Origin of the sequence: Noviherbaspirillum autotrophicum (assembly GCF_000818395.1) — a bacterium.
GTDB lineage: Bacteria > Pseudomonadota > Gammaproteobacteria > Burkholderiales > Burkholderiaceae_D > Noviherbaspirillum > Noviherbaspirillum autotrophicum.
The window spans coordinates 2,500,881-2,515,347 of record NZ_JWJG01000028.1 but is presented as its reverse complement, the minus strand read 5'-3'; the positions used below and the strand labels follow the sequence as shown (position 1 = coordinate 2,515,347).

The window sequence follows — 14,467 nt, the reverse complement described above, 5'->3', positions numbered from 1 at the left end:
TTCCATTAATCCAAGGTACGAGGTATCAGGCAGCCGCGCGCAGTGGCGCCGTCAGTTGCCGGATCGATGCGGATGCGGCGTCCAGCGCGCTGCGCTTGCTCTCTTCCCCCATGTTCAATCCTTCGGCATACACGAATTCGACATCGCTGATACCGATGAAACGCAGGAAATCGCGTACATAACCGGTTTGCGTATCGAGTGCGGTGCCCGCGTACTGACCGCCCCGCGCGGCGAATACATATGCCTTCTTGCCGTTCAGCAGCCCAACCGGACCAGTCTCGGTATATTTGAATGTGACGCCGGCGCGTGCGACATGGTCGAAGTATGCCTTGAGCGTGGACGGCACGCCGAAGTTGTACATCGGAAGGCCAAGCGCAATCACGTCAGCATGACGCAATTCGTCGATCAGCTGATCCGAAAAATCGACCACGGCCTGCTGCTGCGCGCTGCGCTCTTCGGGCTTTGCCAGGAGGGCGCCAAAGCGCTGCGCATCGAGGTGCGGCACCGGCGCGGCAGCAAGATCGCGCACCACCACTTTTCCTTGCGGATTGGCTGCGCGCCAGCCGCCGACAAATTGCTCGGACAGACGGCTGGACTGGCCATTGTTGGAAAATAGGCTGGCATTAATTTGTAGCAATGTGGTCATGTGAATACTCCTCGTGTTGGTTTGGTAAGCTCATTAAACTATTTATTGATCCGATAAAAAAGTAGAATAATTAGGGCTAATTAATCTAATGAATAGATAATGAAGATCACTGAGCATGATTGAGACCAACTACATTACTTTGGAGCAATGGCGCACCCTGATCACCGTTGTCGATACCGGCGGTTATGCGCAGGCGGCCGAAGTCTTGCACAAGAGCCAGTCGTCGGTGACCTACGCCGTTCAGAAAATCGAGTCGCTGCTGGGCGTGAAGGCATTCGAAATCCAGGGGCGCAAGGCGATCCTGACGCCGACCGGCCAGTTCCTGTACCGCCGGGCCAAAGCCTTGCTGGAGGAATCGCGCGCGCTGGAGCGGGCAGCCAGCCGCCTGTCCGCCGGCTGGGAGGCGGAAATACGCATTGCAGTGGAAATCCTGTTTCCGACCTGGCTCATGCTCGGTTGCCTGAACCAGCTGAGTGCGGAAAGCCCGCATACGCGCGTCGAAATGATTGAATCGGTGTTGGGGGGCACAACCGAGGCGCTGCTGCACGGGCAGGCCGATCTGGCGATTGCCAATCAGGTTCCGTCGGGATTCCTCGGCACCCCGCTGATCCGCTTGCGCGCCGTCCCGGTTGCCAGCCCGGACCATCCCTTGCACCGCCTCGGGCGCGACCTCACCCTGCAGGATTTACGCGCCCACCGCCATGTCGTGGTGCGCGAATCGGGCAGCAAGCGCAACAGCAATGTGTTGAGTGTCGACGTGACCCAGCGCTGGACCGTCAGCCACAGCGCCACCCAGATCGAGGCGGTGCGCATGGGGTTCGGCTTTGCCTGGCTGCCGGAAGAGAAAATCCGCGCCGAGCTGGCGGACGGCAGCCTCAAGCCGCTGTCCCTGAAGGATGGCGGCGAACGCTTTGCGCAACTCTATCTGATCCTCGCCGACCCGGACGCTGCCGGTCCCGGTACGTTGCGCTTGGCGCAGATCATCCGCGAAACGACCGGCAAGGAATGCGCGCAGCGGGGTGCCGTTTCCGGATAGCCCCGCGTCTGGAATTACCGCGGTGCGGGGACCGCGAGCAAATCACTCCAGCGCCGCATACACCAGATTGCGGAACAGCTGGCGGTAATGGTTGCGCTGCTCCGGCGCCTGCATCATGAAAATCGCGAGCAGGTCTTCCTCCGGATCGATCCAGAAGTAGGTCCCGGCCAGCCCGCTCCACGTATAGTCGCCCAGACTGCCGGGCGCGATCGCGCAACCGCTGTCGGTGCGCACCGCAAATCCGAGGCCGAAGCCGTATCCCGGGCCCGGCAGATAGCTCGCCCCCGCCGTCGCCGCCGGCAGATGCGCCAGATGGTCGCTCGTCATGAAGCGCATCGTCTTGCGCGCCAGGAGGCGCACCCCGTCCAGCTCTCCTTCGTTTTGCAGCATCTGTGCGAAACGCAGATAGTCGCGCAACGTCGACACCATGCCCCCGCCGCCCGACAGAAAGGCGGGCCGCTGCGCGAGCTGGGGAAGCTTGACTTCCGCGCCCGACACCGGATCGATGCTGAATGCCTGCGCCATGCGGTGCTGGCGTTGCGGCTCGACCCAGAATCCGGTTTCATGCATGCCCAGCGGCTTGAGAATGCGCTCGTCCAGGAACTCGTCGAGCGGTTTTCCGGATATGCGTTCCAGAATCACGCCGAGCACGTCGGTGGAATGGCTGTACTCCCAGGTGGTGCCGGGCTGGTAGGCCAGCGGGACCTGCGCCAATGCGCGCACGAACTCGTCGCTGGTCGCCTTCGGGCTGCCCACGCGCGCTTCGCGATAGGCCGCCTTTACCAGCGACTCGCCAAAAATGCCGTAGGTGAAACCGGAGGTATGGCGCAGCAAGTCCTGCAGCGTGATTGCTTGGCGGGTCGGCTCCAGCGCCAGCGCGGGCCGTCCGGTGGCATCAAGCCTTTCGACGCCGACTTGCAGGTTCCGCAGCTCCGGCAGGTAGCGCGAGATCGGATCGCTGATGAGCAGCTTGCCCTCTTCCGCCAGCATCATGACCGCCACCGAGACGATCGGCTTGGTCATCGAATAGATGCGGAAGATGCTGTCGAGTGCCAGCGGTATGCCGGCCGCGGCATCCTGCCAGCCCAGCGCCTGTTCGTATGCTACGCAGCCGCGATGCGCGATCAGCATGGCGGCGCCAGGAATCCGGCCGGCATCGATGTCAGCCTGCATGCGTGCGGTCAGCATTTCAAGCCGGCGCGCGGAAAAGCCCTTGGACAGGCCGGAATAAACCATCGTAGCTCCCTAGAATCAAGATTTGCCGGATAAGAAAAAATAACCGAACGACCGTTTTATTTCTCAACGATCATACAGGCGCGCCGCGACGGCGGTCAATGCATCTGGAGCGGCTGGAGGAATGGGCGGGGAGGTAAGTCTATCGTCGGCAGGTGCAACGAGGATGGGAAGCGAGGCGGAACGCACACATCCACCTCGCCTTATTGAAGCGGTTTAGACGGTGCGGCGCTTCTTGTGGATCTTCGGCTGGGAATGGGCGTGGGTACGCGACTTCGACTTCACCAGGACGATGCCGCCGCGATGCCCCCTCGCCTTGCGCGAAACGGTGTGCACCGGCGCGCGCGCCGCCAGCATCGGTTCGCCGCTGATGTAGCGGCGGACGTTTTCCGCATCCATCAGACGCTGCGCGCTTTCCTGCGCGTTGAGCAGCACCATCACCACATGCTTGCCGGCCGATTGCATGCGCATGATCAGGCAGCGGCCCGCTTCATGGGTGAAACCGGTCTTCGACAACAGGATGTCCCAGCCGTCGCGGCCGACCAGACGGTTGGTGTTGCGGTACTGGGTTGGCCTGCCGTTGATGTCGATCAGGTCACCGCTTTCGGTGGTGATGCGGGAAATTTCCGGGTAATACGATGCGGCCGTCGCCATCTTGAGCAGGTCGGCGGCGCTCGAACGGTTGTGTGGCGACAACCCGGTCGGCTCCTCGATCACTGTGTCGTGCATGCCGAGCGTGTTAATTTTTTCCCGCACCGCGGCGACGAAGGCCGGCTTGCCACCCGGGTAGGTACGCGCCAGCGCGGCGGCGGCACGGTTATCGGAAGACATCAGCGCCAGCTGCAGCACGGTGGCACGCGCGAGCACGACACCGACCGGCACGCGCGAGGAGCTGTGCTTGAGCACGTCGACATCGCTTTCCTCGATGCTGATCTGTTCATTCATGTCCTGTTTCGCGTCCAGCACCACCATGGCTGTCATCAGCTTGGTGAGCGATGCGATCGGGACTACCGCATGAGCGTCTTTTTCGAGCAGGACCTTGCCCGATTCCTCTTCGAACACCAAGGCGTGTTGCGAGCTGAACGGCATGGCGGAGGCGGTGGCGGCTGCATAGCTCAGGAGCAGCGCCAGTATCGTTTTTTTGAACATACGGGGGAGAAATCTAAGAGTTGTTCTGCGGCATTAATCATATCGTGTTAACGCGGAACAACGTTGCACTAGATCTACCCGATGACAAAAAAATTTTCAATTTTGTTGCGAACAAGTCTTGAACGGTTTTCAAGCATCTCGTCAGGTGGATGGTCAGCGCGCAATGCGGGATCGGCCTTAAAATGCAGTCGCCTCTCTCAACCATTGCCGGAGCAACGTAACGTGACTGCCAATCAAGCGCGCCAGACGCGCGTTCTCATCGTCGGTGCCGGCGCCATCGGCGGCTTCTATGGTGCTGCACTGCAGCGCGGCGGCGCGGACGTCTCGCTGGTATGCCGATCCGAGGCCGAGGTCGTGCGACAGCACGGCTATCGCATCGAAAGCGTACGGCGCGGCGACAGTGTGCTGCGCCCAAACCAGATTCTGCTGTCGGCCGCCGATTACCAGGGCGGGCCGCCGGACTATCTGGTGCTTAGCGTGAAGGTGGTGCACGGGCTCGACCGCGTATCGTTGATACGCGATGCAGTCGGACCGGATACGGCAATAGTCCTGATCGAGAACGGCGTCGAGATCGAATCCGAAATCGCGCAAGCGTTTCCCGCCAACGAATTGATCAGCGCATTGGCATTCGTGCAAGTCAGCCGAATCGCGCCCGGTGTCATCAGGCACTTTGCTTTTGGCGACCTGACCTTCGGGAATTACCCGCGCGGCCTGTCAGAGCGAAGCAGGCATTTCGGGGCATTGCTGGAGAGCGGCGGCATCCAGTGCGCCTTGACTGAACAGGTCGTGACTGCGCGCTGGGCGAAATGCCTGTGGAATGCCGCCTTCAATCCAGCCTCGGTGCTGGGTGGAGGTCTCGATACCGAGGACATGCTCGGCACGCCCGAAGGCGAGGCCCTGGTGCGGCGCGCGATGCAGGAAGTGCGTGCGGTTGCCGACGCCGCCGGCCATTCACTCGCGCCGGAACTGATCGACCAGTACATCGAGAACACGCGCAAGGCGCCGGCTTACAAGACCAGCATGGCGCTCGACTACCTGCACCGGCGTCCCATGGAGATCGAAGCCATCATCGGCAACGCGGTACGCGCCGGCCGGCGCGAGCGGGTGGATATACCGACGCTCGAAAACCTCTATGCGCTGCTCAAGATGGTGGAACACAAGGCTGGCAAGCCTGCGTAGTGTGTGCGTAGCACGCAGCCTGAAGCCGTTTGCGGAGCGGCGCACTGTCATGCCAATTCTGCCTGCGACCACTTGCCCGGTTTACTCATTTTCCAAGCAAGTCCGGCGCCCTGCCCGCTCCGCATTGTTTGTGCTTGCACAATAATGCTTGCGGCAATTCTCCAAGCGATGAACTTTTCATAACACCGCCATTCAACATACACAGGCCACGACGCCTGAGTCGGCGATATGCCTGCATCGGCTCCGGCGGTGCGCCAGCAGAACAGTCAAGTTTCAGCCACAGAGGAAAGTCGAATGATGAGACATCCAGAGGCGGTCTCCGCCTTCCGGTTCGTCCCCCCGCATGAAGCCGTAAAGGAACAAGTCTCGGTGGAATTCTATCCAGACGAAATTCCCAGGTTTGCCGAAGTCGAACTGATACGCCTGTATAGCTGCATCTTTTCGTCGCTTGAACACTTCCGCATCTATGGCGGCACCGAGCGCATCAGCACCTATGTCGCGCGCAGCGGCGGCAAGGTGGTCAGCGTCATGCTATTCCGCATCGAGCAAGGCAAGGCACAGGTGCTTAACGAATTCATCCGCCTCGACCGGCAGGAAATCTCGCGCTTTGCCGAAGCCGTGTTTGCCGCCTATCCGGCGCTGCACTGCGTGAGCTTCAATGCGGTCGAATTGCCGCCAGTGCGATTGCCGTTTCCCGCGCAGCGCTTCAACTGCAGCGAAGATATCGTGGTGGCGCTTCCTGCCACGCCGGAGGCCTATCTTGCGCAACTGGGCAAGGCAACGCGCAAGAACATCAAGCACCACCTGAGCCGGCTGAAGCGACATCATCCTTCGCTGCGCTTCGAAGTACGCGAAACCGGGAACATCGGTGCAGCCGAAGTCAATGGAATCATTGCGCTCAACCGCATGCGGATGAGCGGCAAGCAGAAGACCTCTTACCTGGACGATGCCGAATCACAGCGCCTGCTGCGGCTTGCGCAGTCGTGCGGCATGGTCGCGACGATGCGCGTCGAGGGCCGCCTCTGCGCCGGCGCCATCTGCGTCCGCGTCAATGACAACTATTTTTCCTACGTCACCGCGCATGATCCGGCCTATGACGCCTATCGACTGGGGACACTGTGCTGCTACCTGACCATCTGCGAGGCCATCGCGCGCGGCGGCCGCGAGTTCCACTTGCTCTGGGGGCGCTATCAGTACAAGTACATGCTGGCCGGCGCGCAGCGCGACCTGGATCATCTGGACATCTACCGCACGCGCGCCGACTACCTTCTGCACGGTGCCGCGATACTGAACAATGCGCGGCGCACCGCGCTGCGGCAAGCGAAATTCTGGCTGCTCGATCCGAAACGGCAGGATCGACCGGTGCTGCGCGCCGCGATCGCATGGTTGCGCCAGATGCACCGCCTGCCGCTGGGCGGATAGCAAGACCCGCCTTTCCGACGATACGTTCCATGCCGACACGGGAGCCGCTCCATGCTCAGACTTGCCATCGTATCCAATGAACTGCCCCCTTACCGCGTTCCATTCTTCCAGCGCCTTGCCCAAATGCCGGACGTCGCGCTGCATGCCATCTTCTGTACCCGACGCGAACCGAATCGCCACTGGGAACTGCCGCAGCTGAACTTCGCACATACCTTTCTCAGCGAGCAGTACCTCACGGTGCGCGGACGCTATATCCACTACACGCCGGGCGTCATTCGGAGCCTGAAGACCTTTTCTCCGGATGTCCTCGTCACCGGAGGATTCAATCCGACCCACCTGTACGCATTCGCCTACGCGATGATGAAAGGTATCCCGCACGTGGCGATGACCGACGGCACCTATGCCTCCGAACAGTCGCTCGGCCGGGTGCACAAGGCCGTGCGCCGCTTCGTGTATGGGCGCACCAATGTCTTCGTTTCCGCCAGCATGGGCGGCCAGCGCCTGTACGAGAGCTATGGCATCCCGGCAGAACGGTGCTATCGTGCCTGCCTGTGCGTGGATAACGACGCGTTCTCGCCGCGCGGGAAACAGGATGAAAAGCGGTTCGATTTCCTGTTCTGCGGGCGCATGGAGGCGGTGAAAAATCCTTTCTTCGCTTTGAATGTGGCGCAGGAAACCGCGCGCCGACTACAGCGCAAGGTGCGCATCCTGTTCGTCGGCGCCGGTAGCGAGGAAGAAAGGCTGCGTAGCGCCGCGCAGCGCCGATCCGAGTTCATCGAAGCCGAATTCAACGGCTTTGCCTCGCACGACAGCCTGCCGTCGCTGTACCGCTCGGCGCGCATCTTCCTGTTCCCGACCTTGTGGGACCCGTGGGGCGTCGTGGCCAACGAGGCATGTGCGTCCGGCCTGCCGGTGCTGGTCACTCCCGATGCCGGAGTGGCCGGCGAGCTGGTGCGGGACGGCGAGAACGGCTTCATCTGCGACCTGAACGTCAACCAGTGGGCCAAGCGCGCAACCCTGTTGCTCAGCAATCAAAACGTCTGGGACAATTTTTCGGCGCGCAGCCTGTGGCTGGTCAGGGAATACAGCTACGACAATGCCGCCAACGGCATACTCGAAGCCTGCCGCAAGGCGCTGTTGCCGGTGGCGGGAGGCAAATTCCGCAAGCCGATCTGAACGCAGATCAGCGTCCCACCCCGATGCGCGCACAAAGCGAACGCACATCCGCCAAACCGATGCCGGATTCGGCATCGACCGGAACGGTGAACCGCAATTCGTCGTCCGACAGGGGATCGTGGTGGTGCAGTTGATGCAGCAGGACCTCGACTCCTGCATCCGACGCATCCATGGCCTGCGCCTTGCGCTTCGCAACTCGCGAACGCATCGTCGCCTCGCTCGCGCGCAGGTCGAAAATGGCGAACGGTACGTTCAGCTCATCGGCCAGCGCCATGAATTGGCGGCGCTGGGGCTGCTTCAGGAAGGCCGCATCGACCACCACCGGCACGCCCTCCAGCGCCAGCGTGTGTGCAAGCTCCAACAGGCGCCCATAGGTACTCCTCGTCGCTTCCTCGCTGTACAGACCGTCCGCCGTCGGATGATCCGGAGCTGAAGACGGCAGCGCGCGATGCAAGCGCTTGCGCTCCACGTCCGAGCGCAACTGCACCGCGCCGACACATTCGACGACATGGCGCGCGAACACCGATTTGCCGCTGCCGGAAAATCCGTGCGTAATCATGATGGCTGCCGGAGCAGCGGCAAGCTCGCGCGCGGCATAATCCAGGTAGCGCATGCCTTCGTCCTCGTGCACGACTGCCTCCTGGCGTGAGATACCGGCTTGCGCCGCATGCAGCAACGCGATCTTGCTGCGCACCAGTGCGCGCTGCACCTGGTAGTAGCGCAGCAGGCGCACGCCTTCGTAATCGCCAGTGGTTTCAAGGTAGCGGTTCAGGCAGCGCGCCGCCAGATCGCCGCGCCCCCGGAACCGCAGGTCCATGTAAATAAAGGCGATGTCGTTGATCACGTCGATCCAGCGCAGGCCCTCGTTAAATTCAATGCAGTCGAATGCCTGTGCCTTGCCGTCGAGCGTGACGATGTTCCCGCCATGCAGATCGCCGTGGCCTTCCCTGACGAAGCCGCCGCGCTTGCGCATCGCAAACAGCGCCTCCAGCCGCAGCAACAGCTGCATCACTCGTTCCTGGACGTCATCTGCGGCACCGTGTGTCGACGCCGCGATCTGCACGAAATTGTCGTTCGCGACTTGCCTCAGCTGCGCGGCATCGCCCCAGCAGCTATCGGCCGACGCGGACGGAGCGGCGAGATGAAATTGTCCGACCCGGCACGCCAGGTCATCGATTTCTTCGCCGGTCAAAAGATTTTCCCTGAGCCGCGACGTCCATAACGCATCCTGAGGGAAGGCACGCATCTGCACGCAGTAGTCGATCGCCTCTCCCTGGCCGGGCAGCGGGTGCTCCGCCGTGCCGCCGATATCAAGCACGCCGAGGTAGAGCGCGGGAGCCAGACGCCGGTTGAGGCGGACTTCTTCCCGGCAGTAGAACTGGCGCGCCTCCAGCGTCGAGAAGTCGAGGAAGTCAAAGCGCAGCGCCTTCTTGAACTTGTATGCGAACTCCTCGGCCACGAGCACCCAGGAGATATGCGTCTCGAAGCACTCGACACGGCCATGTTCGCGTTCCAGCGCTGCGCCAAACGCCTTTACGAGGGTACGCTGCCGCTGCAGGTCGATATCTTCGTTCACCGCTTCACCCGCGCAGCGGATTTCCGGTACGCCCGCTTGATGGCTTCGAACCATGCTACCGCCGCGACAGCTGCAAACACCGTGCTTGCCATCGTCTCCGCGCCCGGCACCGCAAAATGGAACACGCCACGCAAGGCCGGAGCATAGACGGCGGCGGCCAGTGCAAGCGCCGCTCCCGCCAGCACGCTCCACTGCGCCGCGTTGGGGATGCGGATCAGTTCGATGATGCTGCTTCCGACAGAACGGCTGGCGACGATCAGGCTGAGATTGCCGAGCACCAGGCAGGCGAAGGTCGCCGCGCGAACCTGTGCCGCGTCGGAACCACGCGCGAGCGCGCCAAAGTACACCGCCGCGGCCGCCGCCAGCAAGCCGGCGCCGTACAGAAGCGCTAGGCCCATGGTGCGCCGGTCCAGCAGCCGCTCGTGCGGCCGCCTCGGCGGCCGGCGCATGATGTCGCGTTCGGCATGTTCGGCTTCGAACACGATCGAACAAGCGGGATTGATGACCATTTCGAGGAAGACGATATGCACCGGCGCAAGCACCAGCGGCGCGCCGAACAACAGCGGCAGCAGGCTCATCCCGGCGATCGGCAGGTGCACTGCAACGATATAGATCATCGCCTTGCGCAGGTTGTCGTAGATGCGCCGCCCGACGCGGATCGCTTCCACGATTGAACCGAAATCGTCATTGAGCAGCACCAGCGACGACGCCTCGCGCGCGACATCGGTGCCGCGCTGCCCCATGCTGATACCGATGTGCGCCGCCTTGAGCGCCGGCGCATCGTTGACGCCGTCGCCGGTCATGGCAACCACCTGCCCGTTGCCGCGGAACGCATTCACCAGCCGCAGCTTCTGCTGCGGCAGGATGCGGGCATACACGTGATGCTCGCGCACCGACTGCTGCAGCTGCGCGTCGCTCAACGCATCGAGCTGGTTGCCGGTCATGATGCGCTCATGCGGCAGACCTGCTTGCCTGGCGATCGCCTGCGCTGTGGCGGGGTAGTCGCCGGTAATCATGACGACTTGTACGCCGGCCTGATGACATGCCCGCACGGCCCCGGACACGGAAGCCCGCAAGGGATCGGCCAGCCCGACCAGCCCAAGCCATTCAAAACCGAATCCACCCGGCTGCTCCGGCCAGGGCTCTCCATCGTGCGCGGCGCGTGCCACCGCCAGCACGCGCATGCCATGCGAGGCCAGGCCCTGCACCTGCTGCAGCATCTGCGCGCTTTCGGCGCGGCCCAGGCGGCACAGGCGAGCGACCGCCTCCGGCGCCCCCTTGGTGGCGACAACGTGCCTGCCATCCGGCGTGCGCCAGACGTGGGTCATCGCCATGCATTCGGCGGTGAGGGGATACTCGTGAACAAACTCCCAGCCGTCGTGGCTCAAACGCTCCGGCGGCAGCAACTCGGCCGCGCATCGGTGAAACGCCTTTTCCATCGGATCGAACGGCAAGCTTTCGCTCGCCAGCACGGCATACTCCAGCACGTCCTGAAGCGCGGGTTCGGGCGTGGCGGAGGACTGGGCAGCGATTTCCCATTTCTGCCCCGGAGCGACGACTTCCTGCACCGACATGCGGTTTTGCGTCAGCGTGCCGGTCTTGTCCACGCACAGCACGGTAGCGGCCCCCAGCGTTTCGATCACTGGCGTGCGGCGCGCGAGCACCTGGCTGCGCGAGAGCCGCCATGCGCCAAGCGCCATGAAGACCGTCAGCACGACCGTGAATTCCTCCGGCAGCATCGACATCGCCAGCGTAATCCCGGCCAGCAGGCCACCGAACCAGTCCTGACGGATGGCACCGAACAGGACGAACACCAACGCGGATACCACCACGCCGATCCATGCGAAGCGTTTTACCAGGGTGCCGATTTCGGATTGCAGCGGGCTTTTCGCCGTTTCCAGTTCCTGCAGCGCACGGCCTATCTTGCCGATCTCCGTCGCCGCGCCGATGGCGGTTACCCATGCCAGGCCGCCGCCCTGCACCACCACCGAGCCGGAGAAAACCCGGCCCGCCTCATCTTCGCCAGTTTTCTTCGACACTGCGAACGACTCGCCGGTGAGCAGGGATTCGTCCACCAGCAGGTCGTGCGATTCGCGCAGCACGCCGTCGGCGGCGATGCGGTCGCCCTCCTCCAGCACGAGCAAGTCGCCCACGACCACTTCGCGGCCCGGGATGCGGATTTGATCGCCGTCGCGGATCACCAGTGCACGCGGGCTCGACAGGTCGCGCAATGCTTCGAGCACGCGTTCGGTCTTGCGTTCCTGGAAGATGGTGATCGCCATCGACACGAACACGAAGCCGAGCAGCATCAAGGCATCGTCGGGATCGCCAAGCAGCAGGTAAACCGAGCCGGCGGCCAGCAGGAGCAGGAACATCGGCTCGCGCACCACTTCCAGCATGATGCGCAGCACCGTGCGCCGATCCTTCGAGGGCAGTTCGTTATAACCGGATTGGCGCAGACGGCTTGCCGCCTCCGAACCCGACAAGCCCCGTACATCTGCAGTGTCCGTATTCATGTCGCCATCATACGGCGGCGGCGCGGCGCGCTTGTTTGACTCACATCAAGAATGCCCGGGTACGAAGCCGTGCGCGGGGCAGCGAAAAATGCTGCCGTCACGGCTGTTTCGCGGGTGAAAAAACGCCTCGCGACAAGCTATTGCGTAGCTGCCTTGTCGCGCTCGAACTCCCGTGCCGCTTTCAGGTTGTCCGATTCGCTTCCGGCATCGTCTAGCATGTCGTTGTGCGTCTCCCGCGGCAGGCCGCGCACGCCGGTCGTGACCGTCGCCGTATTGGACGTACGGCCGGACGACAACAGTCTATTCAATGCGCCTGCAGGGGCTTCTGGCACGGCCGTGCCTGCTTCGGATTTCAGGCTGGACATGCGCACCCAGCCGCGTTGCCCGCCTGCTGTCTTGACCTCGCCCCAAGCCCCCTTGTGCGACAGAACGTCGAGCCGGGTGCCTTGCGGCACGGTGGCGAGCGTAGCGGCGTCCGACTGGGCATCCGCCTGCAGTTCGGTGGATCGCAAGGTGATGGCGGATTCCGCGTGCGCCGCGCCCGCCGTCAGCAGGAAGGCAAGCGCCAGCAATCGTGTTTTCATGTTGTTCTCCTTGGTTCGTATAAGTCGACCTGCGCGCTGCGTCCCTTGACGGCGAACGCGCCGTGATGAATGAACTCGAACGCGCTGCCGCATGCCTGCATGGTTTCCCGCGTGACCAGCACGCGCGCCACGCCCTTGGTCAATCCCTCGACACGGCTTGCAAGATTGACGGTGTCGCCGATAGCGGTGTAGTCGAGCTTGCGCTGCGCGCCGATGAAGCCGACCACCGCCGGCCCGGTATGCACGCCGATACCGACATCGAAATCCCCCACGTCGGAACCTTCGTCCTCGAGCTCGCGGCGGAATGCGAGCAGGTTCTCCTGCATTTCCAGCGCTGCATCGACCGCGTGCCGCGCATGCGAAGCATCTTCCAGCGGCGCGCCCCAGATCGCCATGATGCAGTCGCCGATGAACTTGTCGAGCGTGCCGCCGTGGCGAAACACCACTTCCACCTGTTTTTCGAAGTAGCGATTGAGCAGCGCCACCACTTCGTGCGGTGGCCGGCTTTCCGACAAGGTGGTGAATCCGCGGATATCCGAAAACAGCACCGTGATTTCGCGCGTGCGGCCCGACAGGCTCTCGACCGTTTCCCCCTGCTCCACGATCTGGCGCACCACGTTCGGATTGAGGAAGCGCCGGAACAGCGACACCGCCTGGTCACGCGTGCGCCGCTCGCGCAGGTAGCCGGCAATTGCCGCGCACAGGAACCATGCCCAGGCAAAGAGCAGCGGCGTGGCGACCGGCAGCCACAGGTTGCGCCCGATGGCTGCGTCGGCAGCTGCCAATGCGGCGCCGGACAGCAGCGCCAGCGCGACGCTGACCAGCAACGGATTGATGCGGCGCGCAAACGCCACGCCGAGGGCGGCGATCAGCACGGCCCCCAGCGCCAGCGGCCACAGTGGCGACACGATACGGATGTGGCCGCCGTTCTTAAGATTGTCGATTGCAACCGCCAGCACGTCGACGCCCGGATAGCCGGCATCGAGCGGGGTCACATGATGGTCGAACAGGCTGGTCGCGGAAGCGCCAATCACGACAATCTTGTCGCGAAACAGGGCGTCAAGCGTTCGCACCTCTTGCGGCGAAAGCGCGGCCCGCTGCTCGGTCAGCACGCGATACAGCTCGCCGTAGGCGAAGCGCTTGTGGCCGGCGTGCGGCCAGTGCAGCAGGAATTCAGCCGAATCCGGCAGCGGCGTGCCGAGCGCCGCCGCCACGCGCGCCGGCAAGGATGGCAGATGCCAGCCGCCAATATCCATGTAAAGGCGGTAGCGGCGCAGTACGCCGTCGCCATCCTCGATGCTGTTGGTCAGTCCAAGCCGCCAGCCGCCCGCATCGAGCGCATGCGGCAACAGCAGCGCCGCGCGCGCGCCGGCGGCGCCGTGCCGCGCCACGCCGAAGGGCCCGGCCAAGTCGCCGAGTACGGCGCCATTGGCATCGAGCGCGGGCGACAGGCGTGCCGCCGCCAGATACACCTGCGGCATGGCGGCGACGGCCTGCGACAGGCGCGCGTCGCTGCGCGGGCGCTTCACGTCCCGTTCGGAAAACGCAATATCGAATACCACGGCGCGCGGATGAAAGCTCGCCAGGCCTTCCAGCAGGTCGGCGTGGATTTCGCGCGGCCACGACCACAGGCCGGCGGTCGCCAGCATTGCGCCGATGCTGGCGTCATCGATGTCGACGATCACGATGTCGGGGTCGGCGCGGTACTGCGCCGCGTGGCGCTGCAGGTAACGGTCGCCCAGGCGAGCTTCGGTGGTGGCGAAGGTCTGCAGGAGGAATAGTTCTGCGGCCAGCGCGGCGATGAAGGCCAGTGCGACGGCGGCGTGCCACCGCGCTGTCGGACCGGGCAGCGAACGCAACAGGAATTGCCGCATCTGGCGGCACCTCCCGCGCCGCTGTTAAATATTGACCAACGTCAATATTAGCGGCAAGTCACATACCGCCGCAATA

11 protein-coding genes are annotated in these 14,467 nt (G+C 63.3%); 4 read left to right on the top strand and 7 right to left on the bottom strand.

All coding sequences use genetic code 11. The features are described 5' to 3' along the window. Window positions 1-25: 25 nt before the first annotated feature. Window positions 26-646, bottom strand: coding sequence for an FMN-dependent NADH-azoreductase (locus TSA66_RS12875; protein ID WP_040040322.1), 621 nt, complete (start codon window positions 644-646; stop codon window positions 26-28). A 115-nt stretch (window positions 647-761) separates the two neighbouring features. Between TSA66_RS12875 and TSA66_RS12870 the strand changes: the two genes are divergently transcribed. Further along, complete coding sequence (locus tag TSA66_RS12870; protein WP_040040321.1) at window positions 762-1,682, top strand: LysR family transcriptional regulator; 921 nt, start codon at window positions 762-764, stop codon at window positions 1,680-1,682. A gap of 42 nt (window positions 1,683-1,724) precedes the next feature. Here the strand turns inward: TSA66_RS12870 and TSA66_RS12865 are convergent, their stop codons facing one another. Further along, entirely contained in the window at window positions 1,725-2,918 is a 1,194-nt protein-coding gene (locus TSA66_RS12865) for a serine hydrolase domain-containing protein (protein WP_040040320.1), read from the bottom strand. 213 nt (window positions 2,919-3,131) lie between these two features. Continuing rightward, window positions 3,132-4,064 (bottom strand): serine hydrolase, encoded by a 933-nt coding sequence (locus TSA66_RS12860; protein WP_040040319.1) that lies wholly within the window; start codon window positions 4,062-4,064, stop codon window positions 3,132-3,134. Window positions 4,065-4,286: 222 nt separating this feature from the next. Between TSA66_RS12860 and TSA66_RS12855 the strand changes: the two genes are divergently transcribed. From TSA66_RS12855 to TSA66_RS12845, 3 genes are all read left to right on the top strand, one after another. Next, on the top strand, window positions 4,287-5,243 hold the full coding sequence (locus tag TSA66_RS12855; protein ID WP_040040318.1) for a ketopantoate reductase family protein: 957 nt from the start codon (window positions 4,287-4,289) through the stop codon (window positions 5,241-5,243). A 294-nt stretch (window positions 5,244-5,537) separates the two neighbouring features. Beyond that, window positions 5,538-6,665 carry a GNAT family N-acetyltransferase gene (locus TSA66_RS12850; RefSeq protein ID WP_040040317.1) on the top strand — a complete coding sequence of 376 codons (1,128 nt, stop codon included), beginning with the start codon at window positions 5,538-5,540 and terminating at the stop codon, window positions 6,663-6,665. A gap of 51 nt (window positions 6,666-6,716) precedes the next feature. Further along, window positions 6,717-7,841: a glycosyltransferase family 4 protein gene (locus TSA66_RS12845; RefSeq protein ID WP_052452297.1), complete on the top strand. Its 1,125-nt coding sequence runs from the start codon at window positions 6,717-6,719 to the stop codon at window positions 7,839-7,841. 7 nt (window positions 7,842-7,848) lie between these two features. On the opposite strand, the gene TSA66_RS12840 is transcribed toward TSA66_RS12845, so the two are convergent. The 4 genes from TSA66_RS12840 to TSA66_RS12825 form a co-directional block, all read right to left on the bottom strand. After that, window positions 7,849-9,471 carry a bifunctional aminoglycoside phosphotransferase/ATP-binding protein gene (locus tag TSA66_RS12840; RefSeq protein WP_084199580.1) on the bottom strand — a complete coding sequence of 541 codons (1,623 nt, stop codon included), beginning with the start codon at window positions 9,469-9,471 and terminating at the stop codon, window positions 7,849-7,851. Further along, entirely contained in the window at window positions 9,414-11,933 is a 2,520-nt protein-coding gene (locus TSA66_RS12835; protein WP_040040315.1) for a cation-translocating P-type ATPase, read from the bottom strand. Before TSA66_RS12835 ends, TSA66_RS12840 begins: the two co-directional genes overlap by 58 nt. Before the next feature lie 137 nt (window positions 11,934-12,070). Beyond that, window positions 12,071-12,517, bottom strand: coding sequence for an SH3 domain-containing protein (locus tag TSA66_RS12830; protein ID WP_052452295.1), 447 nt, complete (start codon window positions 12,515-12,517; stop codon window positions 12,071-12,073). Next, window positions 12,514-14,391, bottom strand: a complete 1,878-nt coding sequence (locus tag TSA66_RS12825; protein WP_052452294.1) for an adenylate/guanylate cyclase domain-containing protein — start codon at window positions 14,389-14,391, stop codon at window positions 12,514-12,516. Before TSA66_RS12825 ends, TSA66_RS12830 begins: the two co-directional genes overlap by 4 nt. Window positions 14,392-14,467 lie beyond the last annotated feature (76 nt).

Bases quoted from the DNA above. Each gene is read 5' to 3' on its own strand.
- TSA66_RS12865 (WP_040040320.1), bottom strand. From the start codon at position 2,918: ATGGTTTATTCCGGCCTGTCCAAGGGCTTTTCCGCGCGCCGGCTTGAA.
- TSA66_RS12835 (WP_040040315.1), bottom strand. From the start codon at position 11,933: ATGAATACGGACACTGCAGATGTACGGGGCTTGTCGGGTTCGGAGGCG.
- TSA66_RS12860 (WP_040040319.1), bottom strand. From the start codon at position 4,064: ATGTTCAAAAAAACGATACTGGCGCTGCTCCTGAGCTATGCAGCCGCC.
- TSA66_RS12830 (WP_052452295.1), bottom strand. From the start codon at position 12,517: ATGAAAACACGATTGCTGGCGCTTGCCTTCCTGCTGACGGCGGGCGCG.
- TSA66_RS12850 (WP_040040317.1), top strand. From the start codon at position 5,538: ATGATGAGACATCCAGAGGCGGTCTCCGCCTTCCGGTTCGTCCCCCCG.
- TSA66_RS12825 (WP_052452294.1), bottom strand. From the start codon at position 14,391: ATGCGGCAATTCCTGTTGCGTTCGCTGCCCGGTCCGACAGCGCGGTGG.
- TSA66_RS12845 (WP_052452297.1), top strand. From the start codon at position 6,717: ATGCTCAGACTTGCCATCGTATCCAATGAACTGCCCCCTTACCGCGTT.
- TSA66_RS12875 (WP_040040322.1), bottom strand. From the start codon at position 646: ATGACCACATTGCTACAAATTAATGCCAGCCTATTTTCCAACAATGGC.
- TSA66_RS12840 (WP_084199580.1), bottom strand. From the start codon at position 9,471: ATGGTTCGAAGCCATCAAGCGGGCGTACCGGAAATCCGCTGCGCGGGT.
- TSA66_RS12870 (WP_040040321.1), top strand. From the start codon at position 762: ATGATTGAGACCAACTACATTACTTTGGAGCAATGGCGCACCCTGATC.